This is a genomic window from Paenibacillus allorhizoplanae, assembly GCF_927798215.1.
In the GTDB taxonomy this organism is placed as follows: domain Bacteria; phylum Bacillota; class Bacilli; order Paenibacillales; family NBRC-103111; genus Paenibacillus_E; species Paenibacillus_E allorhizoplanae.
This window is the reverse complement of sequence record NZ_CAKMMW010000001.1, coordinates 323,434-347,679: the sequence shown is the minus strand read 5'-3', so window position 1 is coordinate 347,679 and position 24,246 is coordinate 323,434. Positions and strand designations below refer to the sequence as shown.

The 24,246-nt window shown below is 47.7% G+C and carries 16 protein-coding genes; 14 read left to right on the top strand and 2 right to left on the bottom strand.

The window, feature by feature from the left end:
• Nucleotides 1–402: 402 nt before the first annotated feature.
• The 7 genes from L6I86_RS01200 (at nucleotide 403) to L6I86_RS01170 (ending at nucleotide 11,338) form a co-directional block, all read left to right on the top strand.
• Complete coding sequence (locus tag L6I86_RS01200) at nucleotides 403–2,016, top strand: extracellular solute-binding protein (protein ID WP_236284087.1); 1,614 nt, start codon at nucleotides 403–405, stop codon at nucleotides 2,014–2,016.
• Between the two features lie 174 nt (nucleotides 2,017–2,190).
• Nucleotides 2,191–3,075, top strand: coding sequence for an ABC transporter permease (locus L6I86_RS01195; RefSeq protein ID WP_236284360.1), 885 nt, complete (start codon nucleotides 2,191–2,193; stop codon nucleotides 3,073–3,075).
• On the top strand, nucleotides 3,069–3,932 hold the full coding sequence (locus tag L6I86_RS01190; RefSeq protein ID WP_056619592.1) for a carbohydrate ABC transporter permease: 864 nt from the start codon (nucleotides 3,069–3,071) through the stop codon (nucleotides 3,930–3,932). The genes L6I86_RS01195 and L6I86_RS01190 overlap by 7 nt, the downstream gene beginning before the upstream one ends.
• Before the next feature lie 22 nt (nucleotides 3,933–3,954).
• Nucleotides 3,955–6,234 carry a helix-turn-helix transcriptional regulator gene (locus L6I86_RS01185; protein ID WP_236284086.1) on the top strand — a complete coding sequence of 760 codons (2,280 nt, stop codon included), beginning with the start codon at nucleotides 3,955–3,957 and terminating at the stop codon, nucleotides 6,232–6,234.
• Between the two features lie 27 nt (nucleotides 6,235–6,261).
• Nucleotides 6,262–7,263 carry a zinc-dependent alcohol dehydrogenase gene (locus L6I86_RS01180; protein WP_236284085.1) on the top strand — a complete coding sequence of 334 codons (1,002 nt, stop codon included), beginning with the start codon at nucleotides 6,262–6,264 and terminating at the stop codon, nucleotides 7,261–7,263.
• 122 nt (nucleotides 7,264–7,385) lie between these two features.
• Complete coding sequence (locus tag L6I86_RS01175; protein ID WP_236284084.1) at nucleotides 7,386–10,631, top strand: hypothetical protein; 3,246 nt, start codon at nucleotides 7,386–7,388, stop codon at nucleotides 10,629–10,631.
• Between the two features lie 236 nt (nucleotides 10,632–10,867).
• Entirely contained in the window at nucleotides 10,868–11,338 is a 471-nt protein-coding gene (locus L6I86_RS01170; protein WP_236284083.1) for a DinB family protein, read from the top strand.
• Nucleotides 11,339–11,539: 201 nt separating this feature from the next.
• Here L6I86_RS01170 and L6I86_RS01165 read toward each other — a convergent pair whose 3' ends face one another.
• Complete coding sequence (locus L6I86_RS01165) at nucleotides 11,540–12,184, bottom strand: 50S ribosomal protein L25 (RefSeq protein ID WP_236284082.1); 645 nt, start codon at nucleotides 12,182–12,184, stop codon at nucleotides 11,540–11,542.
• A gap of 369 nt (nucleotides 12,185–12,553) precedes the next feature.
• Here L6I86_RS01165 and L6I86_RS01160 point away from each other — a divergent pair, with 369 nt between their 5' ends.
• From L6I86_RS01160 to L6I86_RS01140, 5 genes are all read left to right on the top strand, one after another.
• The gene (locus L6I86_RS01160; protein WP_236284081.1) at nucleotides 12,554–13,075 is read left to right on the top strand and encodes a TetR/AcrR family transcriptional regulator; all 522 of its coding nucleotides are present in this window, start codon (nucleotides 12,554–12,556) and stop codon (nucleotides 13,073–13,075) included.
• Between the two features lie 223 nt (nucleotides 13,076–13,298).
• On the top strand, nucleotides 13,299–14,744 hold the full coding sequence (locus tag L6I86_RS01155) for an MFS transporter (RefSeq protein ID WP_236284080.1): 1,446 nt from the start codon (nucleotides 13,299–13,301) through the stop codon (nucleotides 14,742–14,744).
• 90 nt (nucleotides 14,745–14,834) lie between these two features.
• Nucleotides 14,835–15,716 carry an NAD-dependent epimerase/dehydratase family protein gene (locus L6I86_RS01150; protein WP_236284079.1) on the top strand — a complete coding sequence of 294 codons (882 nt, stop codon included), beginning with the start codon at nucleotides 14,835–14,837 and terminating at the stop codon, nucleotides 15,714–15,716.
• Between the two features lie 262 nt (nucleotides 15,717–15,978).
• Complete coding sequence (locus L6I86_RS01145) at nucleotides 15,979–17,463, top strand: multicopper oxidase family protein (protein WP_236284078.1); 1,485 nt, start codon at nucleotides 15,979–15,981, stop codon at nucleotides 17,461–17,463.
• A 121-nt stretch (nucleotides 17,464–17,584) separates the two neighbouring features.
• Nucleotides 17,585–18,541, top strand: coding sequence for an NAD-dependent epimerase/dehydratase family protein (locus L6I86_RS01140; RefSeq protein WP_236284359.1), 957 nt, complete (start codon nucleotides 17,585–17,587; stop codon nucleotides 18,539–18,541).
• 189 nt (nucleotides 18,542–18,730) lie between these two features.
• Here L6I86_RS01140 and katG read toward each other — a convergent pair whose 3' ends face one another.
• Nucleotides 18,731–20,920 carry a catalase/peroxidase HPI gene (katG, locus tag L6I86_RS01135; RefSeq protein ID WP_236284077.1) on the bottom strand — a complete coding sequence of 730 codons (2,190 nt, stop codon included), beginning with the start codon at nucleotides 20,918–20,920 and terminating at the stop codon, nucleotides 18,731–18,733.
• A gap of 358 nt (nucleotides 20,921–21,278) precedes the next feature.
• Between katG and L6I86_RS01130 the strand changes: the two genes are divergently transcribed.
• Nucleotides 21,279–22,292 (top strand): S-layer homology domain-containing protein, encoded by a 1,014-nt coding sequence (locus L6I86_RS01130; protein ID WP_236284076.1) that lies wholly within the window; start codon nucleotides 21,279–21,281, stop codon nucleotides 22,290–22,292.
• Nucleotides 22,293–22,400: 108 nt separating this feature from the next.
• Nucleotides 22,401–24,161, top strand: coding sequence for a sensor histidine kinase (locus tag L6I86_RS01125; RefSeq protein WP_236284075.1), 1,761 nt, complete (start codon nucleotides 22,401–22,403; stop codon nucleotides 24,159–24,161).
• Nucleotides 24,162–24,246: the final 85 nt, after the last annotated feature.

Here is a 24,246-nt window from a genome sequence, read left to right as displayed (position 1 = left end):
AGTAAAGTTAATATAAGCAAAATTATAGAACTCATAAAAAGATAATCAGAGATTTGTTGCACTTTATTAACCACCGCCTTATTAACAATATTAGCACATTTTAACAATAGTGTTAAGTGATTTGCCTAAAGATATAATTTCACCACAAAAAGTGCATGTTACTGCCGTTTATAATTATTTATACAGCCGGGAACATTATTATTTCTGTCATTGCATTTTTACGATTTTCTACTCCTTTAGCATTATCTACATGCTGAGAAGCCTTGATCTGACAAGGTTTCTCGGTATTTTTTACGTGCGTAAGTGAAAAAAACAAGTGTATGGAAATCATGTTATTTACGGATGTAGAAAGCGCTTTTATTATAAAAATGGAACACGCAAGCTATAAAGGGAGGAACGAAAATGACAAAGAAGCTGATCAGCGCAGTAGCGGGAATCGCCATGATGACTTCCGTTCTGGCTGCCTGCAGCGGGAATGCAGGCGTCAAGAATGAGACAAGTCCAACCCAGGCATCGAGCACACCAACAGGCACACCAGCTGCGGCAACCAAGCAGTATGGCGATACGGGAGGTTTGAAGTTACCCCTCGTCAATGAACCAACTACGGTAACCTGGATGCTGCCGAGTAATTCCACCAATATTAAAGAAGATAAGTTGGTTGTCCAGGAAATTTTAAAACGAACAGGCATCAAAGTAGAATTTCAGACATATTCACCTCAAACGTATCAGGATAAGCTGAAAGTCATCGTTGCGTCAGGAAAGCTGCCGGACATTTTCGACGGGTTGAAACCGGCAGAGTTAAAGAAGATCGGGAAGCAAAAAGGGGTAGTCGCGATTAACGATTATGCAGATATGCTGCCGAATTTCAAAAAGCTGTACCTGGAAGAAAACAGCTGGGTTGTGAAATCCTACGGCGATGAAAACGGAAAGCTCTACACATGGCCCATCTATAATTTGAACCGGGACGTCAATCATGGTTTTATGTATCGAAAGGATATTTTCGACAAGCTCGGTGTAAAAGAGTGGACGAATACAGATGAGTTTTATCAAGCGCTCAAAAAACTAAAGGAAGCGTATCCGAACTCGTACCCTTACGCGTCTAAAGGACTTGTCAATATTTTTAAAGATTGGTCCTATGGTTGGGGGCTCGGCAGCGAGAGCTATCCGGCTTACTACGATGAGAAGGATAAAACCTGGAAGTACGCCAGCATTCAACCAGAACATAAAGAAATGCTCGATTTCATGAAGAAGCTTTACAATGAAGGGCTGATCGATCCTGAATTTCTGACGGATACGCAGGATTCTTGGACAACGAAGATGACAACGGACAAATCGTTCGTGACATGGGATTGGATCGGCAGATTGGATTTGTTCTATAACCAAATTAAATCGAAGAATGCTGACTACAATCTGCGGTATGCGAATCCGATTGGACCGACGGGCAACGTCAGAACGCTGCCGAAGGTATCCGATTTCAGCGTGACAGTGGCGAATAACAAGAACAAAGAAGTGGCTTTGAAGCTGCTGGATTATTTGACCAGCCCTTCCGGCAGTGAATTGATGACGGTGGGTGTGGAAGGGGTTAACTTCGAATGGGGCAAAGACGGCATTCCTGTGTACCCGGAATTAAAGGATCTGCCGCTCGTGGATATCAGTGTGCTGGAGGACCGCTACGCGATGTGGCTTGAAAGCGCGTATCTCCGGCCGGACCGCCGCAGCGTGTACTACAAATTCTCGGAGAAAGAACAAGAGGCTCAGGATAAAATTCTCAAAGGAAATAAACGGGAAGCGGCTGATCCGATTCTGAATTTCACCGATGCCGAGATTTCCACGCTGGCTGAGCTGCAAACGACGCTGCAGAAAGCAGCCGAAGAGTTTAACGCCAAGTATGTTTTGGATAAAAAGTACGGCAGCGAGCAATGGGAAGAATGGAAGAAAAACATTGCCAAAAAAGGTCTGGATGCCTATATGAAAGTCTATAACGATGCGCAGAAGCGGTATGACGCAGCTAAATAAGACGAAACACGGATAACCGGGAAGGCGCCCTCGAAAGATAACGCCGCAAGGCCGAAGGGCGCTACTTATCCGGATTGGAGGGAAGTTATTGTGCAACAACCAATCGTAGGGACGGGAGCTCCGGCACGCTCCAAGAAGCCGCTGAAGGCAAGGATTGCCGATGTCTTTCGGCACATGAAGCGGGACAGACAGCTGCTGATCCTTTTTGCGCCATGTTTGCTGTTCTATATTCTGTTCCGATACGGTCCGCTGTACGGTTTAATTATTGCCTTCAAGGACTATAGCGTGTTCACCGGAATATGGGGCAGCGATTGGGTGGGAATCAAGTATTTTATTCAATTTTTCACGAATCAAGATTTCTGGATGTTGTTTAGAAACACGTTTTTGCTAGGGATTTACACACTTGTTTTCGGATTTCCGTTTCCCATTCTGCTTGCTATTTTGCTAAACGAAGTAAGAGTGCAGTGGTTCAAGAAATCTGTTCAAACGTTGAGTTATCTGCCGGCCTTTCTATCCGTTGTCATCATCTCTTCCATGATTATTGATTTTTTGTCTCCGAATAACGGGCTGTTTAATCAATTTCTGGCGGCTCTAGGATTTCCAAAGAAATATTTTCTGATTGATCCGGGTTGGTTTCGCCCGATCTATGTCATCTCGGATATTTGGGAGAAGATCGGATATGAAGCGATCATCTATTTGGCAGCAATAGCCGGTATTAACCCGACACTGTATGAGGCGGCGAAAGTCGATGGAGCAACCAGATTCGGCATGATGCGCCATATCACGCTTCCAGGGCTGCTGCCTACCCTGCTGGTCATGTTTATTTTGAAAACAGGTTCCATGATTCGGATCGGCTATGAAAAAGTATTGCTGCTGTACAACCCGATGACTTACGAGGTAGGGGACGTCTTCTCCACCTATGTGTATAGGAAGGGCTTGCTGGAATCGAACTACAGCTACGCATCTGCGGTTGGGATGTTCGAAGCTTTGGTTGCGATGATTATGCTGCTGGGAGCCAACTATTTAAGCAAAAGGATCGGAGGGAACGGGTTATGGTAGGAAACCGCAAAATAACTTGGTTCACCATTCTGAATGCGCTTCTCCTTTCTGGTGTAGCCGTGGCGACACTCTATCCGGTGCTGTATATGCTGGCCGTCTCCTTAAGTGATACATCGGCTGTCGTACAGGGCAAAGTGTTCTTGTTTCCGAAAGGGTTCAATTTCGATGCCTATAAGGAAGTACTGAAGAACGATAAAATCCCGAGAGCTTATCTCAATTCCGTGTACTATACAGCGCTCGGTACGTTCATTAATTTACTTTTCACTGCGGTTGCGGCTTATCCGCTTTCCCAGCGCACGTTTTTCGGCCGGAAGTGGTTTATGCTGATGATCATCATTACGATGTTCTTTAATGCGGGGATCATACCGACGTATATGGTCGTGCAGCAGCTTGGGCTTCTAGATACGGTGTGGGCGCTTGTGATTCCGAATGCGATATGGACCATGGAGCTTATCATTTTGAAAAGCTTCTATGAGAACATGTCCAGTCAAATTCGCGAAGCTGCACTCATCGACGGGGCATCTGATTATCGCATTTTGTTCTCCATTGTCATTCCGCTCTCCAAGCCGGCGCTTGCCTCGATCGGGCTGTTTTATTTCATGGGACATTGGAACAGCTTCTTCATCCCGATGATTTATTTGAGCGACAAGGAGATGTATCCGCTGCAGGTTGTTCTGAGAGATATGCTCATCTACAACGCTGAGAATGATGCCGGGCTTGTCGATCGGGCTGCGCTTGCTCCGCAAGCGATGAAAAATGCGACGATTGTACTCTCCATGATTCCTGTTCTGCTTATTTATCCGTTTGCCCAAAAATATTTTGCCAAAGGGGTGATGCTCGGTTCGGAAAAGGGTTGAAGGGACGAATGTGGAATATTAGTTGGATAACATCGTAAGAGGTGATAAGGTGACGCCTATCCATCGTTTAATGGCGAGCAGGGGACTTCTGCAAATTTTTTTCGCATTGCTGTTAGTCATCGTAATCATGTTTGTATCCAACTATATCGTCTATAAAAACTCCATTTCCGGCATTTATGATAAAGTGACCCAGAACAACCGGCTTGTTATTAAAAATATTATCCAGTCGTTTGACAGCTCCTTCGCTGCAGTCAACAATCTGATCTTTACCGTACACGGGCTGCCGTACGATCTAGAGTCGGAAGATAAGAGCATGGATATGTCCAAGGCCTACACGCTGCAAGAACATATTTCCAGGCTTGCCTCATCAATCGATTATGTTGAAGATGTGATTGTATTTTACGATAGCCTTGACTTGGCCGTTACTTCCAAGGGAACAAGCGATTTCAGCGTCCTTTTTGATAAAAAGTATAAGCATGACACCTATAGTGCTAATTATTGGAGAATGTTTTCCGATTCCAAGCATGCTCTGACGGTGTTCCCCATTGCGGATTTCGCAGTCTCGACCGACGGCTTAACCCGCAGAACCCAGCAGCTGATGACGGTGATGGACGGCAACAAAGTCCGACTGTCCAATAAGAATGTGATGGTTCTGCTCAATGCGGAAAGGTTGCTCAAACAAATCGATCTCAAATCAATGATCCCTGGCGCATCCCTTGTCGTGCTCGACGCCAATCGAAATGTTGTACTCAGCACCGATCAAACGCAAGATCCTAGTGACATCTTGGATGAGGTTTATTTTAATCCTGCCAAAGAAGCGACCCTGACCCGCAAAGATTTCGAGTATAACTTCTATAAGTCGGATTATAACGATTTCATTTATATCAACAAAGTTCCTTATCAGTTTCAAAATATCGGCTCCGTGGAAACAGCCAATCATATGATCATGATTTCTGCGATCATCAGTGCGGTTCTGCTGTCCGCGCTACTCAGCGTCTACTTGTATCGCCCGGTGAAAGACATTTTGAAACTACTTGGCGGAGGCCATGTGAAGGGGAACGATTTCCGTAAAATTTACAGCGGTATCGTCAAGGTGCAAGCGGAGAATGAATCGCTGAGAACGCAGATGGATTTTGCGGATAAGGAGCTCCGCAGAGGCATTTTCTTGCAGATGCTGGATGGTTACGCATATTCCCGAGAGCTAGAAATGCAGCTGCAGAAGAACTATGCTTTCTTTTTTCCTGAAAGACAATTTGTGATGACTGCGATCCAGTTTAAGATTCCCTCAGACGGCGATTCGCAGCCAGGTATGCCTGTAGCTGATATTGCAGGAATGCTGGAAGATCAGCTCCGTGAAGCGGGTCCTGCCATAGTCTTCTACACGGGACATTTGCAATTTGTGGCACTCGTAGCGATTCGTCAGCCTTCGGCCCGCAAAGCGGTCATCGAATGCCTAGAAAACTTGACGAGACGGGCGGCCAAGGAAGAGCTGCAGGGGCTCGCTCTCTGGGCGAGCGTCAGCAAGCTGTATGATTCCAAGATGACCAATTGCCAGGAGGCTTATCAGGATATTCAGAAAGCCCGGATATACCGGAACATCAATTCGGAGCGAGCGGTCGTCGATTTGGAGTCAATCCGGTACGTATCCCATATTCACTTTCCATTTGAGAAAATTGAGAAGCTGTCGAATACGCTGCTGAGCGGTAAAACGGAGGATGCCAAGCACATTTTGCAGGACATTGTTCACGAAAATACAGAGCGTGGCATTCACCATCACCAGTTTGCGCATATTGCGAAAAGCATTTTTTACTACCTAATGAAACATGCAGAGACTTCGCATGTCGGCAGCAAGGAGAGTTTCCAACTGGAAATGGCGTTTTGCCTGCAGGTAGATAACGCTTATAGCTACAGGGATATCACGGACGCTCTGCAAGCAGTCGTTGAATGGATCGGCAGCAAACGGCTTCAAGAAGGAAAAAGCAAGCTGAATCCGGAGTTTATTACCCAGTACATTGAGCTGCACTACATGGAGAACTTGTATCTCGATCATATGGCCGAAGTGCTGAATACGAGTCCGAAGTATTTTTCTAACTATTTCAAGAAAGCTTTCGGTGTCGGTTATGTGGATTATCTGAACAAGGTAAGGTTGTCGCATGCCAGAGAGTTTCTCAAGCATAGCGAGTTGAGTGTGGCCGAAATCGGGGAGAAGACAGGGTACCTGAATGCCTCCACATTCACCACCACCTTTAAGAAATATTATGGCATCTCGCCGAGCGAGTTTCGCAAGAAGCCGGTTGGTTGAATGCTGAAGGAAATGAGGAGAAGCAAGGTGAAAGCTGTTGCGGCTTTAAAAGGGAACATTCTTATTACAGAGCTGGAGGCTGGTCCACTTCCCGCAGGGCATGTGAAGATACGTACGGAATATTCCGCCATTAGTCCAGGAACGGAAATGACCTTCATTCGCCGTGCGTCCGAAAAGATGGGATTATTAGGGTATAGCGCTGTTGGTGTGATTGAGGAGCTGGGCGAATATGTACATCACCTACAGGTTGGCCAGCGTGTAGCCTGCTACGGGGCGCCGTATGTCCGGCATGCGGAATGGCTGACGGTTCCGACGAACCTGACGGCAGCAGTCCCTTCAGATGTCCAACCGGAAGAAGCGGCCTTTGCAGGGCTAGGCGCCATCGCCATTCATGCGCTCCGCACGGCTGATCTGCGGTTTGGAGAATCCGCCGTCGTCGTGGGGCTGGGCATTCTTGGGCAGCTGATCGCCCAAATCGCATCGGCGGCAGCCTTCCGCGTTGCGGGCTTCGATATCCTTGCTCACCGGGCAGAGCTGCTACGGCAGCGTGGAGTTGAAGACGCTTATGACAGTCAGGAAAAACTGGAAGAGCAGTTAGCTGCGTTGACGGATGGTCATGGCGCCGACAGCATCATTTTATGTGCGGGAGGGCCTGGAGAGGAACTAATCAACAGCGCTCTTCGTTTGATACGGGATAAAGGGAAAATTGTTATCGTCGGGGATTTATCAACTGAATTTTCAAGAGGGCTTATGTTTGGCAAGGAAGCACAGGTGCTGATATCCAGAGCAGGCGGCCCAGGCAGATACGATGTCCAGTATGAATTGGAAAATAAAGACTACCCGATCGGCTTCGTCCGCTGGACGGAAGGCCGGAACATCGGCGAATATATGAGATTGCTTGCGGAGAAGAGGATTTCGCTCCAAGGACTTATCTCAGACAAGTACCCGATAGAACGGGCGGCGGAAGCCTATCAGGGATACGCACAGCATGCTGACAGGATGGGGACAATTTTGACTTACGGCAAATAAGCCTGTGAATCTGATTACGGTGAACGAGAGGTAAGGAGCACGGATTATGCTTGTACGCGTTGAAAGCGCTTACAAATTCCTGTGTGTTTAAAAACATGTAAAGAATTTAAGGAGGCTATGTCATGATAAACGCAAGGTTTCGAGTTCTTATCCTTATGATGTGCTGTCTCATCGCATTGGCGAGCTGGGGAACAGGAGCTGCTTCGGCGGAAGGCAGCCGCTTGTCGCAAAAAACGTACGGGAGCCCGGAGGAGCTGCTCATCCCGAACAATTATACAGTGGCTGTTTTTAACGGAACAGTCGGGAAGGAAGAGGGGCGTTATGTGCTGTATGCCACGAGCAAAGGAAAGCCGGGACATCTTAACGTCATCGATCTCGAGGATTATAAGCTGCTTAGAAGCATTCCGCTCGCACCTTCGGAAAGTTCATGGGCGCACACTGTCGCTCCTGATGGCACCCTGTTTCTTGCCGCTGACGGCGGTGGAGCCCGATTGTGGGGCTACTCGCCAGTGACCCATACGCCTGTACAGGTGGCCCAGTTCGATGGGCAATCTGTGCCCAACAGCATCACCACGGATGAGCAAGGCCGTGTCTATGTAGGTACTTTTCCCGGAGGCAAGGTGTATCAGTATGATCCTGGTACGAAGCTGACGAAAGATTATGGCAGAGTCATCGGCGCAACCGATCAGGAGTACGTTCGCTCCATCGCCTATCAAGGCGGCAATATTTATGCCGGAACGGCCCATAAGCAGATTGTTCGTGTGAACTTGGCGACCGGGGAAAAGACGGATATTGCCGCATCCCTCACAGTGAAGAACGATACCGTCTATGATTTGGATACGATCGACGACCGCTATTTGTTTGCAAGGTATACAGACGGCAGCGGCATACCAGGAGAAGCGTATATCTACGATACGCAAACCTCCTCCTGGCTGGATCTGGAGCTGGAGAATGTGACAGGGCTGCATGCCACGGATTCGGTAGGCGGTAAACTTTACTATATGTCCGACAAAAAGCTGAAAACATTCGATCTCGCCACCCACGAAGTGGAGCTGTCAGGAATGGAGTACACAACCGGCTTGCGCGGCGCGGATTGGGCTGAATTCCCGAACCCTGAGCTGCCAGGCAAAACATTGGTCACCGTACGGTACGACGGCGGTGTCACGTTTATGAATATCGAGACGAAGCAAGTCATTCTGAAGCCTCCGGTAATTCCAGGTCTCCCGGGTGTCGTAAACCGAATAGCGGCGGTTTCCCCGACACAGCTGATAACGACAGGCTCTCAGGCACGTTCTTCGCTTGTGAATTTGACGAATAACACGGCGAAGCCCTTTAGTATCGGCCAGGCGGACAGTGTTTACCCCATAGGAAATAAAGTGTATATGGGGGTTTACCCGGAGGGCGGGTTGTATGAGTATGATTTGACCGCCGAACCGAGTGAAACGAATCCCAAGCGCTTAGCCGTGCTTGGGAACGATCAGGAACGTCTGGTGAATATGACGAGCGCAGAGGGTAAGCTGTTCATATCCACGATTTCAGGTTACGGTACGCTGGGCGGTTCACTGACGGTCTATGACCCGGCTACCGGGGAAACCGATGTACACCGCAATGTCGTGGAGAATCAAAGTTTGCTCAGCACAGCGTACTTGAACGGCAAAATATTCGGCTCCACGACTATTCGCGGAGGTCTTGGTTCAGAGCCTACGGCGGAGGAAGCGAAGATTTTCGTGTGGGACGTCGCCTCCGAACAAAAAATCGCCGAGTTTCCGCTGCGAGTTCCCGGATTAGCAAAGCCGATTTTCATTGGAGATCTCTCGGCAGGGCCCGACGGCCTCATATGGGGAGCCTCCTATGAGTATATATTTGCGATTGATCCGGTGACGTACACTGTTGTCAAGAGCAAGAAGATTTATCCTAGCCTCAATTTCAGCCAATGGGCTCATCATCCGCTTCGCTGGTCCGAAGACGGTCTGCTCTATGTCCTGTTTAATAATAAGCTGACGGTGATCGACCCGGAGACACTGGAATTTCGCACGCTTGCAGACACATCCAGGTTCGATTTAGGTATGGACGGCAACTTGTACTTCACGGATCAAGCGACGAATACGAATCTGTACCGGATTGAGGTAGACGGTGAATATGTGGAGCCGCCGCCAGGCCTTCCTATTGCTGTACGCAATGCCGGATTTGAGGAGCAAGTGAGCGGCAGCACGATTCCCGGATGGACCTCGCTGTTCGCAACCGCTGCCGATTACCGCTATGAAATTAGTGATGCTCAGCACTTCTCCGGAACGAAGAGCTTGAAAATTACCGACAAATTAAGAACGGCATCCGTTGCGTTGCAGAGCGCGAAGATCCCAGTAAACCAGGGCGAGGAATACAAAGCGAGCATGAACCTTTACATTGAATCGGGCCAACCAGGCTTCATGTTCCGCTTCTTTGACAAAAACAACGCAACAATCTCAACCCTTGAGATCCATCTCGACGAATCCCGGTTAGCGCAATGGCAGAAGGTGACGCTTCAAGGCAAAGCGCCAGTGGGGGCGGTTAGCGCAAGTCTCATTGCTGTGACGAGCCGTTACAACATTTCGTCGGCCTACTACGATGACTTCGCTGTGAGTGTGAAAGATACCTACCTGCCGGTTTCAACTGTCAGCATGGATCCCCAGCCTAATGAATTCGGCTGGGTTAACCATGATGCTGAGGTAACGGTTCAGGCAAGCGGCGCGTATAACATCACGTATGCTGCCGAGGGCGCGCAGCCAATCGTCAAAACGACCGTACAGGGAAATAAGGTTCATTTCCCTATCACGACAGAGGGGGTCACTTCAGTTACGTATGCCGCCACTAACTTTTCAAGTTTATCGGAAGCAACCAGGACTTTTGATGTTAGGATCGACAAGACGGCACCCGTTGTTCAATTCTCCGGCCAGCCTGTGTATACCGTCCAGCAAGCGGTTTATATCAGCTGCATGGCTTCGGATGTTTTATCCGGATTGACTGTGAATCCATGCTCGGAACCGCTCTTAGGGGTACCAGCCTACACGTTGGAGCCAGGCAATCATGAAATCGCTGCTGCAGCTGCGGACCGGGCTGGCAATACATCTGCGGCGGTCTTTACGTACCGGATCGATGTCACTTATGAAGGCATGTGCGCACTCATCCGTCAATTCCTGGGCTCAGACCGGCTGGTAGCGGAAGGTCTCTGCAAGCAATTGATGCTGGCGCAAGAAGCGGAGAAGCGTGGCAAAATGAAAATAAAGGAAGGCATACTTCACGCTTTCGCTATTGAGATAAACGTTCTGAGCGGCAGGAAGTTGACGGCCGAGCAAGCGCAAATCCTGAAAAAGCTGACAGGGTATTTGTAACAGGGTATTATCGTTCGAGCTTATAGAAAGCGGACCGTTTGGATTATCCGAGGCTAGAAGGAATAACAACAAAAATAGGCAGCCAACCCTTGTGGGGCGGTTGCCTATTCTATTTTTAGGTTATTGACCGAGTTACTTTACTATCAGTTAGGAGGGCGTAAAAAATCTTTTAGATGTATTACGAACGTAAGTTCTGATATAATGTAGGGGTAAATTGAAGTCGAAAGGAAGTAGCTATGAACGCAATAGAAGCTATAGTTCAGAATTTGAGTGAGGTTAGGCGCAGAAGTATGATTATTTGGGAAAGTATTCCACATGAGGTTTTGGATTGGAGACCGGATTCAGAAGCAATGAGTATAAAAGAAATGATCCGCCATGTCCTAGATAGTGAACATTATTACCATCTTGCCTTGTTGAATGAAGGAAGTTTAACTGCTTATGAATCCCCTTATGAGTCTCGTACTTTTACAACGATCAAAGAGGAAATCAACTTTTCAGAAACCTATCGGAATGAATTTATACATACAGTAAAATCCTATACACAAGAGGATTTAACAAGAATCAATATTGATAGAAAAGACGTAGGGTATATTCGATCATTAGGCGACATGCTTATGAGAATTGCCTACCATGAAGCAGTCCATTCAGGTCAACTATTAGATTATTTAAGAATAGCCGGAATAAAGCGACCAAAGGTTTGGGATTGAAGTTTAAAGTAAGATAGATTAAACCCCTTCGGTAGGATTTAAATTCCTCACGCAAGTTCGTCTATTCGCAGGAATTCATCCTTTAGATATTCATATTCACACTTGAATTCCTTTGTTATATTAACCGATTACATAAGTAGGCATAGCGAAAGAAGCCTTCACGGTTGACGCAGGGCTTCTTTGCACTGTGGTTAACTTGGCTTAGCTTGGCTGTCCTATTGTTGCAGCCTCATTGGACGTCTCAGCTTCACCCACGCGCTCCTCATGGTTCGCAGCCACTGGTGTCTCCGTTTCCTTCTGAGGCACCAGAATTGTCACGACGATATCATTCGGGTCGGATTTCATTTCAATGCCGGCGGGCACTACAATTTGACTGACATGCAGGTTGTCACCTAGCCCCAAGTTAGATACTTCCACTTGAATGGAAGTCGGAACTTGGTTCGGCATGCAACGAATCTCGATGTTGTGCATCTGAATTTGAAAAATCCCGCCTTCATGCACACCCACAGCATCACCGATAAATTCCAGCGTTACGACCGTTTTGATCGGCTCATCCATATTAATTTGATGGAAGTCGATGTGGGACAACTCGCGGTTCAGCGGATTGCGCTGAATTTCATTAATCATAACAGGTTGAGTTTTTGTACTGCCAGAGATAGCCAAATCAATAATGGCATGAGGATTTTGCCGAAGAACGACATGCAATTCTTTCAAATCGATGCTTAGGACCGTATTCGCCATGTTCTTGCCATACACAACAGCGGGAATCTTCCCTTTGGAACGCATTTGCTTAATTTCTGATTTTGTTGCTTCTTTGCGGACTTCTGCTTGTAAAGAGACAGCCATATGAAAAAGAACCCCCTAAAATTTAGCCCGGCATCCAATGGAGCCAAAGCTCGCACCGCCGGGTGATTAACAGCTAGTTCATAACATGCCCCAACTTTCGAGGTTCCATCCCCAAAATAAACAGCCGCGCTTTCTAGGATCCAAGTGTTTTTCTCTAAGGTGACTCACTAAGGTAAATCCATTTACTACGCTGTCGAGGAACGAGAGAATAATAATGAACATTTGGAGGCTACCGATATTGATCGATATTGATCAGTTAGGATGCCTCCCAATGAAATTGAAGTTTCTAATAAGGTTGCATTGCCGCGGCAGCCTTTGTATACTGGATTTATAATTGATCAATCACTATCAGATAGGAGGAGAATAAAGATGGCTAAATCCGAAGCAACATCGGTGAATCGCAAATCCGATATCATCTCCGCGGCGATCAAAGTCTTCGCGGAAGTTGGCTATTTTCGTGCTACGACGGCACAGGTGGCCGAACGGGCAAAAATCTCCCAGCCCTACGTATTCCGATTCTTCGCGACCAAGGAAACTTTGCTGTTAGCCGCGCTGGAGGCATCTTGGAGTCGGGTAATTGAATCGTTCCGCCAGGTGGTGGAGACGACTTCTACGGAATTGCTTGAGACGAAACTTATTCAGGAGTATGTTAAAATTCAGTCGATGTACCAGAACGAAATGCTTTTGCAGATGCAAGCACAGACCATTCGGGAGGACGCCATCCAACAAACGATGTGCAACGCCTATAAGGATATCCGCAATATGATTTTGGTGGCGTTCCGTGATGCCGGTATGGAAAATGCTGAAGAGCGGGCAATGCTGTTCCTCGCACGCGGAGTACTGTGTAATGTTGCCGTCGCGATTAATCTGCCCGAATTGATGGAAGGATAAGGGGAGATTTTTTCTCAAAAAATAGTTATTGACCAATCACTAACAATCTATTATAGTGAGATCAAGAAGTTAGTGATTGATCAATCACAGATTAAAGCAGCGAGGTGATCAAGGCACGCTGTAAACGAAGTTGGATGAATTTAAAGCCCTACTTACAAACGGTTAGACTGATAAAAATTTTAAAAGTAAGTAATTAATCAATCAATAACAGGAGGAGATTGTTATGAATTCCATGGTTCAGTTGGTAATCGCGAATCGTTCTGACACGTTGAAGTATCGGTGGTGGGCTCTGATCGCGCTGGCCCTCGCGCAATTCTTGGTAGTGCTGGATGCGTCCATCGTCAATATTGCGCTTCCCGCTCTCGGCTCGGAGCTTCATCTGAGCACTAGTACACTGAGCTGGGTCATTACGGCTTATGTATTGCCCTTCGGGGGCTTGCTGCTTCTCGGCGGAAGGTTGTCGGATCGCTTCGGGCATCGTAGGTTATTCATGATCGGGGTCTCTGGATTCGCACTTGCGTCGGCAGCGGCTGGTCTGGCTACCTCGGGAGTTTGGCTGCTTACGGCGAGAGCGGTTCAAGGCGCATCGGCTGCCCTACTTGCCCCAGCCGCTCTGGCTCTCGTTACGAAGCTGTTCACGAATCCGCGTGATCGGGCCAAGGCACTCGGCATCTGGGGTGCGGTTGCGGGCATTGGTAGTGCGGCGGGTGTTTTGTTGGGCGGTGTGCTGACAGATTCGCTTGGTTGGTCTTCAGTGTTCTTTGTGAATGTCCCTGTAGTAGCTTTGGTTCTGGTGGCGGTTCCTTATCTTATTCCCAAGGAGGCGCACGTCGAACGAGTAAGTCTGGATGCGTCAGGGTCCGCTACGGTAACGACTGGAATCGTAGCACTAGTCGCTGCGCTCTCCGGTACGGATCGGGTCGGCTGGACGTCCCCGCAGACGCTGATTCTCGCAAGCTTGGCGGTTGTGCTGCTTGGATCGTTCATCTTCATCGAAAAGCGCGCTTCGAATCCGCTTATGCCACTAGGCATCTTCCGCAACAAGTCCGTTACGGGCGGCAATCTGGCCATGTTCCTTATCGGAGGAGCAACGACAGGACTGTTCTTCGCACTCTCGGTTTACATGCAGCAAGTGCTTCATTATGATGCGTTAAAAGCAGGCCTTACCCAGCTCCCGCTGGCTGGCTCGCTAGTCGTGATTGCCGGAGTCGTTCCGGCTGTGGTCAAGGCCATTGGAACGCGCAAGACGCTGGCGGCGTCACTGTTTCTGCTGGCCGTGGGCCTGATTTGGCTCTCATTTTCACCTAGCAACGCTTCGTTCGCTGTCAATCTGCTAGGCCCATCCATCTTGATGGGAATTGGATTGGGAGGAGCCTTCATCTCTGGAACGGAGCTAGCAGTGCACGGCGTGGCGGACGATGAAGCGGGGCTAGCTAGCGGCTTAGTCAATACGAGTCAGCAGATCGGTGGAGCCATCGGACTCGCGGTACTTACGACGGTAGCCTCGGCTCGCATCGATCGCTTGCTTGGCGGTGGGGTAGCCGAAGCGCAAGCGTTAACCGGCGGGTTCTCCTGGGTGTTCCTCGGAGCAGCAGCATTCGCGCTCATCGGGGCAATAGCGGTTCTCGTGGTTGTGCGACAATCGCCCTCTTTTAAAGTTAGTGATTGATCAATTAAAAATATTCCAACACCTTATATGCTAATAACCAAGTAAGGCAAAGGCAATAGAGCTTAAAAAATCATAATAGGAGTGATCAGAATGTTAAAAGCAATGGTAGTAAGAGCAGGCAGTGGATGGGAAAGGGTGCTTGTCAAACGATTGGTCGAAGAGAATGTCGAAGTCATCGCCTATTCCGGCTCGCAACGGAAGCTGGAAACCTTGCAGATGAACATTTCCTCCCCTCTTCTGCGAATAATCAGAGGAGATGTCGTTAACCCAGACGAACTGCTAGTTGCTGCGAACGGCGTGAATGTTATTTTCTGCGGAGTCTACTTAACCTACGATGACAAGCCAGAGAAGGTGCACCAGATGCTCGAAGCCGTTCGAAGCGTCTCCGCAGCAATCGGAGCTAAATTGGTAATCGTGGAAGGGGTCTATCGGCCTGTCGTCGTGAAGGAATCGGCGAACGTCCCCAGTCCTACTTCAATGCGAATCTTCAGTCCAGAGTTGTATGGCGAGGCTGCTTCCAACACACTTATTCATTACGCGCTTCGCAAAATTGTTCAAGGGAAGCCCGTCAAGCTGCCCATTGATCCATCCATCAGACGAGATTATCTATTCATAGATGATGCCGCCAGGTATGTACATGAGCTGGCTTCGACGGAATCCGCGTATGGGGGCAATTGGCATCTCTGTGGCAATGGTTCGATCTCGCAAACGGAGTTCCTTGGCTTTGCGGGTTCAGTTGTTCAGATAGCGCTGCGGTTCGAGACCATCGGAAAGTGGCAGCAGCGATTGCTGCAGTGGTATGAGCCGGAGATGAGGATCAAACTGGAAAGCTATGAGCGATCCGGCAAGAATTATGGAACCTCTAGCATGGCATATGACGGAGTATCACCAACCTCGTATGAAGAGGGGATAGTCTTAACGGTTAAGCACATGTTGGAAAAGTATGTAGCAAAAGAGTCCACAGGTAGTTAAAAGTAATATATGTGATGAAATCAAGAGGATCCAGACTGATATCGAGCAGTGGCCAACTTGGCAGAAAGATAACCTCGTGGATGGTGGAGGCAATGTGGATGCGAGCAGCACTCGAATCCTCGCTTGAAGCCTGGCTCGCAAATCTCAAGATAACAGCCGAGGCAGGCAACTGATTTGATTCGCTCTTAGTTCGATCGGTAAAACAATAGGGGTAACCAATTATAAGTTAGTGATTGCTTAATTATTTGATGGGGGGATACTCTTGGCTAAAAGAAAAAGCGTAAAACGACTGATCAATATCGGCCTATCTTTGATCGTGGTTCTAATAGTCGTAGCGGCGGTGACTACTTATTTTTGGCAGATACGGCTTCAGAAGCCGGATGAGGTCAACATGGCGAATATGGCTGATATGGCGGGAATGACGCACATGGAGCATATGGTGAGCATGACGGCTTCTGTTTCCGAAAAAGGCATGGTGTCCTGTGCCGCGATCATGGCGCCGGAATCATCGGGTCCAACACGCAAGTTCGATATGACAGCGGCACGGACGACACTGAAGTTGGATAACGGAAAGATGGCCGACGCCTGGACCTTCAACGGCTCGTCCCCGGGTCCCGAGCTTCGCGTTACGGAGGGTGATCGAGTTGTCGTTACGCTCCATAACAAGGACATCGAGGACGGTGTTACGATTCATTGGCACGGGATCGCGGTTCCATGCTCACAGGATGGTATTGCGGGAGTCACTCAGGATGCCGTGGCACCGGGAGGACAGTTTACGTATACATTTATCGCAACGACACCAGGCACGTACTGGTACCATTCCCACCAGATGAGCTCAATTCAGGCTAGCAAAGGGCTTCTGGGCGCGCTGATCATCGAGCCTAAGCAACAACCTGAATCTAATCCTTCGACATTAGAAGCGACAGTCCTCTATCAACAACTGGGCTCTACTATGCTGGTGAACGGAAACACGAATGGGCTGTCGGTTCCGGGCAAACCGGGTGATCAAGTCAGACTTAGGTTGATCAATGCAGGTAATGAAACGATGGAATTCGACGTCGAGGGGGCACCCTTCCGGGTCATGGCTATGGATGGACATGATTTGCACAACCCTGGGGAGCTGGACGGAACGATTGTTCCGGTAGGTGCTGGACAGCGTTATGATTTTCTCATCAAAGTTCCGGAGTCTGGCCAAGTCGTCATTAATAGCCCTGAGAGCTCACCGATTATGATAGGTAGCGGAATCCAACCGCAGCATTCGGAAGGCGGGCAGTTATTCTCATTTGTCGATTACGGCACGCCATTACCTAACGATTCCGCCCTGCATATCGAGCCCGACCAGCGTTTCGAGCTCAAGCTAGGCCAAACCCTTTTCACCAAGTCCATTAACGGAAAGTCTTTCCACGAGATTCCTCCGATGGACGTTAAGAATGGAGATCATATTCTCATCACAGTCTCCAACGAAGGCGGAGGAGATCATCCTTTCCACATTCATGGGCATGTGTTTCGCGTCCTAAGCAGGGACAGTGTTGCCTTGAAAGGTAGTCCGGTGTATCTGGATACACTCCTAACAAAGAAAGGTGAGACCTATGAGCTGATGTTAGAAGCCAATAATCCGGGCCTCTGGATGGCGCACTGCCACGATCTCAAGCATGCCTCGATGGGCATGAGCATGATGATTAATTACGAAGGCATCACGACGCCGTACCGGGTGGGAACCAAGTCAGGCAATCTTCCTGACCTATAGAAATAGATCATAATAGAGCTCAAAATTGTGATGAAAGACCAGATGCAGGCGATGACGATTCAAGAAGAAGCCATCCACTTGCCAGAACTGAAAAAATTGAAGGAGGCATATTGTAATGACAATGATGAAGGTAATGGTAATTGGAGCAACCGGCGGAACGGGAACCGCGATTACGGAAGAACTGGTAAAACGAGGGATTGACACGATTGCATTTGGGCGTTCGCACCAGAAATTAGTTCAACTCGCCGATCGGCTAGGCAACCCCGCGAATCTAACACTTGGCGTAGGGGACGCTATGCGACCCGACGATATTGTTTCCCAAGCAAGAGGAGCGGACGTATGGTTTCATTGCGCGAATGTTCCTTACCACGAGATGGCGAGCAAGCTGATTCCGCTGGGTGAGTCGGTGATGGAGGCGGCGGAGCGTATGGCCGCCCGAGTCGTCGCAATTGATGGTATTTATCCTTACGGCAGGCGACGGGCCGACCTGGTGACCGAGGAGCATCCCAAGCAACCGCATACTCGTAAAGGAAAAGTTCGTTTGGACTATGAACGAATGCTGTTTAGCAAGCGGTGGAACAAGGTCAAGGTTCTGATTGCCCGGTTGCCCGATTATTATGGGCCTACGGCCAATGAGGCCTCGTATTTAGGCTCAACTCTGGAAGCCATTGCTGCCGGCAAGATGGCGTTCTACATCGGCAACATGCAAATTCCCCGGGAATTTATCTATTTACCAGACGCGGCGGCCATGATTGTTGAGCTGGCTAGCAGGGACTTCGCTTACCAGCAGAATTGGAATATCCCAGGAGCCGGGGTGATTAGCGGACGAGATATTGTGAAGATTGCGCAAGCGTCAAGTGGCAGCGTCAAACCGGTTATTCCGTTGAAGAAAATAGGCTTATCCTTGCTAGGACTCGGCCTACCCGTCATGAAAGAAGTCGTGGAGATGCTTTACTTAACTGAAGAACCGCTGACGCTAAGCCGCAATAAGTACGAACGTTATATAGGTCCGATTGTGGCAACATCGTTTCAAGAGGGTATTTCCTCAACGATAAAAGCACTTCAGTTGAGGAAATAAATATTTATCCCACAGCAATTGGTTGGTTACTCCATTAACCAGTTTCGTCCAACTAACGAAAAACTTTAGTTCAATGAAACAGCGACAGTCTAGGACTTTATTTTCTCGTCCTTGGCTGTCGCTGTTTTAATTTGTCTATTACATTATTTTCTGCTGACACTCTTTGCTTTACGTGGAGAAGTTAAGTTACTATTTCAAGTCGTATCGATCAGCATTCATGACCTTGACCCAGCTAGCTATGAAGTCGCGCACGAACTTTTCTTTATTATCATCTTGCGCATAAACTTCTGCAATGGCACGCAGAACGGAGTTTGAACCGAAGACGAGATCAACTGTCGTTGCTGAACGAACGATTTTACCTGTCTTGCGATCGCGTCCTTCAAATACGTCATCACCGATAGGATTCCACTGTACGCCCATATCGAGCAAGTTAACAAAGAAGTCGTTCGTGAGTGTACCTACACGGTCGGTGAAAACGCCATGTTTGGTGCCGCCGAAGTTCGTACCTAGTACACGCATGCCACCAATAAGGGCTGTCATTTCTGGTGCAGTCAGGTTAAGCAGATGTGCCTTATCGACTAATAGCTCTGCTGAGCTTACACGATATTGCTTCTTCTGATAGTTGCGGAAACCATCAGCGATGGGCTCTAGCACGGCGAAGCTTTCTGCATCGGTTTGTTCTTCTGTTGCATCACCGCGTCCAGGAGTGAAGGGAACTGTTACTTGAAAGCCTGCATTACGTGCAGCTTTTTCTACCGCGGCGCTGCCACCAAGTACGATCAAATCAGCGAGACTCACTTCGACATCCAGGTCTTCTTGAATGCCTTCAAGAATGGTAAGCACTCTGGTCAGTTGATTCGGTTGATTCACTTCCCATTCATTCTGTGGGGCAAGCCGAATGCGAGCACCGTTGGCACCGCCACGCATGTCCGTACCACGGAAGGTGCTGGCTGAAGCCCAAGCTGTCGTTACGAGCTCACTGACTGAAAGACCGGAAGCTAGAATCTTTGTTTTAATATCCTCAACGTCAGCGTCTGTTAATGTGTATGTAACAGCCGGTACAGCGTCTTGCCAGATCAGAACTTCTTCGGGAACTTCCGGTCCTAGATATCGGGCAAGAGGCCCCATATCCCTGTGCGTAAGTTTAAACCATGCACGAGCAAACGCATCTGCAAATTCTTCTGGATTCTCATAATAACGACGAGAAATGGCTTCATATGCTGGATCCACGCGCAAGGCCATATCTGCCGTAGTCATGATGGTCTTCACACGAATAGATGCATCTTCCGCGTCTGGCGCGAGATGCTCTTCAGCAGGATTGATTGGTGTCCACTGATGTGCACCTGCAGGGCTCTTCGTAAGTGTCCATTCATACCCGAATAGAAGTTCGAAGAAACCGTTATCCCACTGAGTCGGATTTGCTGTCCAAGCTCCTTCGATACCGCTTGTGATGGTATCGCGACCTTTACCGGAGCCGTGTGTGCTGATCCAACCTAAGCCTAAAGCTTCGATAGCAGCGGCTTCCGGCTCTGCACCTACATGCGCAGCATCCCCTGCACCGTGTGCTTTACCGAAGGTATGTCCGCCAGCTACGAGAGCAACTGTTTCTTCATCATTCATGCCCATCCGTTTAAATGTATCGCGAATGTCGCGAGCACTGGCAAGTGGATCTGGCTTGCCGTTCGGACCTTCTGGGTTCACATAGATAAGTCCCATCTGAACGGCGGCAAGTGGATTCTCAAGCTCGCGATCGCCTGTATAACGCTTATCTCCCAGCCACTCGGTTTCTACACCCCAGTAGATGTCTTCTTCTGGGTGCCACACGTCCGCACGGCCACCGCCGAAGCCAAATGTTTTGCCGCCCATGGATTCAATAGCCACATTGCCGGTTAGAATGAACAAGTCCGCCCAAGAGATTTTGTTGCCATACTTTTGCTTAATCGGCCACAGGAGTCGACGAGCTTTATCTAGGTTGCCGTTATCAGGCCAGCTGTTCAGTGGAGCAAATCGCTGTGTGCCGGTTCCAGCACCCCCGCGCCCATCACCTGTACGATAAGTCCCTGCGGAGTGCCAAGCCATTCGAATAAAGAAGGGACCATAATGTCCAAAGTCGGCTGGCCACCAATCTTGGCTGTTCGTCATGAGATCACGAAGATCTTGTTTGAGCGCTGGGTAGTCTAATTTTCCGAATTCCTCGGCATAATCAAAATCGTCGCCAAGAGGGTTTGATTTGCGGTCATGTTGATGGAGAATGTTCAAATTCAACTGATTTGGCCACCAGTTTTTATTCGTCGTGCCACTAGATTTGTGACTTGTAGCGCTTCCATTTCCATGAGAGAATGGGCACTTTCCTGAGTTAGCAGTATCCATTGGGTTCATTTCTACCTCTCCAATCAAATTAAATTAATTTCTAAATAATAATTATTATAATTAATATACAATGAACTTTGGGCAAAAATCAACGATTTTTTGTACAAACCAAAGCCATTTATGTATTAATAATGGTTGTCTTACTTAATTATATTGCTCTAGTTGAAAATGAATTCCTTATTATTCAACTATTCGAATAGATCGCGCGAATTTTAATGATCCGAAATAATCATGTTTAGGACAAAAAAGATCATGAAAGTGCGCCACAACAGAAGCTATAATTTTCTGAGTAACCGGTGTTATTTGGTGATCTTATACTTGTAAACGTTTGCAAATATTGTCGTTTTATAGGAGAGGATGAGTGAGGATGAAACGAAAAACAATCCTAGCTACCGCAATCTGCCACCTTTGTGTGGCATTGGTTTGGACAGCTTCTGCTTATGGGGAGAATACTTCCCAATTTTCTATGATGACATCAGATACCGAATCGACAGGTGAATTTACAATTACTTTGAAAGGAAATAATATTCAGGATTTATATGCGTATGAGGCCAAATTCAGCTTCGATGCCAATAAGCTCGAAGTGGTCAAATCAGATACGAAAATAGATGGATTCTCCGTCTCGCCAGTTATTCGAAATAATGAAGTTACCATTGCGCATACCAAAGTTGGCAAGGTTGATGGGGAGAAGGGGAATCTGGATATCGGGACAATCACCTTCCGAGCCAAGAAAGCGGGGGTATCGAACATCAAATGGACTTCCCTGAAAATTTTAGATCACAATTTGAAAAGTCAATTGTTTACTCGGGAGGATGCTGCGGATTTCAGTAAAATCTTCAGTGATCTTGTAGGGCACTGGGCCAAGACAGACGTGATGCAGATGGTGAATAAAGGTATCGTAGAGGGAATGGATGATGATCATTTTGCGCCGGATACGAAAGTTACTAGGGCGCAATTCGCGACCCTGCTAGCTAAAGCATTAAATTTGAAAGTTAATATTGGCGGACAGTTGCCATTCAACGATGTAGCAGCAGGCAGTTGGTATCAAGGGGATGTGAAGAAGGCGTACTCGGCTGGACTCATTAATGGGGTTTCTGCAACAGAATTTGCTCCTGAGAGAAACATAACACGTGAAGAAATGGCAGCGATGTTGATCAGAGCTAAGGGTTATGCGGATGTAATTAAAGTGGAGGATTTGAAGATGGACGATACGATCCATTTTGAAGATGAAGATACAGTAAGTGACTGGGCAGGAGACTTCGTAAAGCTTGCAGTTGGAGATAAACTCATGGAGGGGAGAACCGCTTCAGAGTTTGCGCCATTGGCATCTGCAAGCCGAGCCGAAGCCGTTGTTGTTCTAAAGCGACTTACATACAATTAAAGGACATCGCCCTGTTTAGACCGAATCTATGTCTACGAAGTCATATTTCGTATTTGAAATTACGGGGTGAAGGTATTGAAGCTATTTGCTAAACCATGGTCATTTTCAGTGACTCTCCATATCTTGTTAGTCGTCATGGTTGTCTTTCCGATTGTGACGATCAGTACCATGATTCTTCAAGTATACAAACGCGATTTGCTACAGCAAACAACGGAGAGAACCCTGCAAACACTCCATGCGGTCACCTATTCAGCCCAGCAGGAGATTAGTAAAATCGAATATGCTGCTGCTGCCGTCGGTGTGGATCGAGATATTTTATCAACAGCTACATCTTTGCATCAAGCGGATGAGAGCAACCGATTCAAGTATATCAACGACCTTACACTTGCGCTGAGCAGATACACTTACTCAATGTCCAGCCAGCTTCTGGCGATCCACTTTTTCTATAAAGATGGAGGTGTGTATTCGTTCAAGCAGAACTTGACCAAGGACGAGCAGGAGCTGCGTTCAGAAGCATGGTACCAGAAATTACTACAGCAAAAAGATAATGTTCAATTTCTTAGTCTTCAGCAAACACTCTTATATGGTGTGACTGTACCTTTAGCCGTGGCAGCGGCGATCGCACCCAGTGACTATCATACGCTAAGTAACATCGAAATGATTTATTTTTCACTTAATGAGGAAGCGTTCGATAAGATCTTAAGGCAGCAGCCCAATGATGATTCTACCTATGTCATTGTCAGCAAGGAAGGTCAAGTGGTCACAGCTAGCTACAATTGGGACCAATCGAGCTTAACGCCGGCAAAGCTAGAGCAAATCAGAGGTGCGCGAGAAGGACATTTTATCGATCAGGTTAGTGATCGTCAGATGCTAGTAACTTATGCAAGCGTTGGAGATACAGGCTGGAAAGCCATACAAGAGATACCTTACAGTAAGGTAACGGCCAATTATGGACGTATTTTTAAATTCGTCCTATTTGCAACCATCGCGGTTATCGTTGTATTTTTACTGATCTCCTTTTATTTAGTTCACAGTTTAACGAGGCCTATTCACGTCTTAGTTCGTAAAATGTCCCTTGTGATGGAAGGGGAGCTGAACGCCAAGATTGGGACTTCCAAAATTGCGGAAATGGCAGCGCTCGGCAGAACGTTCAATCATATGCTTGATCAAATTAAGCTGCTTTTACGGCAGCGAGAAGAACAAGAGCAAGCGAAGCGGAAAGCAGAATTCGCTGCCTTGCAGTCGCAAATTAATCCGCACTTTCTTATTAATACATTGAATGCGATCAAGCTAATGGCACTGATCAGTAGGACGGACAACATCCGTAACATGACCAATGCTCTGATGCGTCTCGTATCCTCCTCATTTAACCGAGGCGGCGTGCTTATCCGTTTCTCCGATGAAATCGCTAATTTAAAGCATTACCTGTATATCATGGAAATTCGTTACGGGAACAAATTTGAAGTTGAATGGCACATAGATCCGCAGTCAGAATCGAAGTATTTGCTCAAGTTGTTGCTTCAACCGATTTTGGAAAATAGCATCGTACACGGTATGGCAGGCAAAGAAACAAGTGGGAAAATCGTCATAGAAGCACGCATTTATGAAGGAAGTCTACATATTGTAATCTCCGATAATGGCGAGGGGATGACAGATGAGCAACTTGAGGAGTTCCGCACTAGGCGCAGTCCTCATACGTTTACTGGCATGGGCGTTGCGAATGTCCATCACCGGATTCAGCTGCACCATGGCGAGGATTACGGTATTATTTTGACTGCGAATGAGCCCAAAGGAACGAAAGTGTCGATGAAAATCCCGATTATTCATCGTGATCAGGAAGAAGAGCGACCACTTCGGTTGGAAGCTTAAAGCAGTTCATAAAAGATCAACTTCATAGCCGAAAAGATCATTTGGATGCGTTTTCATCCCGTGTATGATAAAGACAGGTTAAACA

Coding starts and splice junctions, on each gene's coding strand:
- L6I86_RS01160 (WP_236284081.1), top strand. CDS start 12,554: ATGGCTAAATCCGAAGCAACATCGGTGAATCGCAAATCCGATATCATC.
- L6I86_RS01155 (WP_236284080.1), top strand. CDS start 13,299: ATGAATTCCATGGTTCAGTTGGTAATCGCGAATCGTTCTGACACGTTG.
- L6I86_RS01130 (WP_236284076.1), top strand. CDS start 21,279: ATGAAACGAAAAACAATCCTAGCTACCGCAATCTGCCACCTTTGTGTG.
- L6I86_RS01200 (WP_236284087.1), top strand. CDS start 403: ATGACAAAGAAGCTGATCAGCGCAGTAGCGGGAATCGCCATGATGACT.
- L6I86_RS01195 (WP_236284360.1), top strand. CDS start 2,191: ATGAAGCGGGACAGACAGCTGCTGATCCTTTTTGCGCCATGTTTGCTG.
- L6I86_RS01165 (WP_236284082.1), bottom strand. CDS start 12,184: ATGGCTGTCTCTTTACAAGCAGAAGTCCGCAAAGAAGCAACAAAATCA.
- L6I86_RS01175 (WP_236284084.1), top strand. CDS start 7,386: ATGATAAACGCAAGGTTTCGAGTTCTTATCCTTATGATGTGCTGTCTC.
- katG (WP_236284077.1), bottom strand. CDS start 20,920: ATGAACCCAATGGATACTGCTAACTCAGGAAAGTGCCCATTCTCTCAT.
- L6I86_RS01170 (WP_236284083.1), top strand. CDS start 10,868: ATGAACGCAATAGAAGCTATAGTTCAGAATTTGAGTGAGGTTAGGCGC.
- L6I86_RS01190 (WP_056619592.1), top strand. CDS start 3,069: ATGGTAGGAAACCGCAAAATAACTTGGTTCACCATTCTGAATGCGCTT.
- L6I86_RS01140 (WP_236284359.1), top strand. CDS start 17,585: ATGATGAAGGTAATGGTAATTGGAGCAACCGGCGGAACGGGAACCGCG.
- L6I86_RS01150 (WP_236284079.1), top strand. CDS start 14,835: ATGTTAAAAGCAATGGTAGTAAGAGCAGGCAGTGGATGGGAAAGGGTG.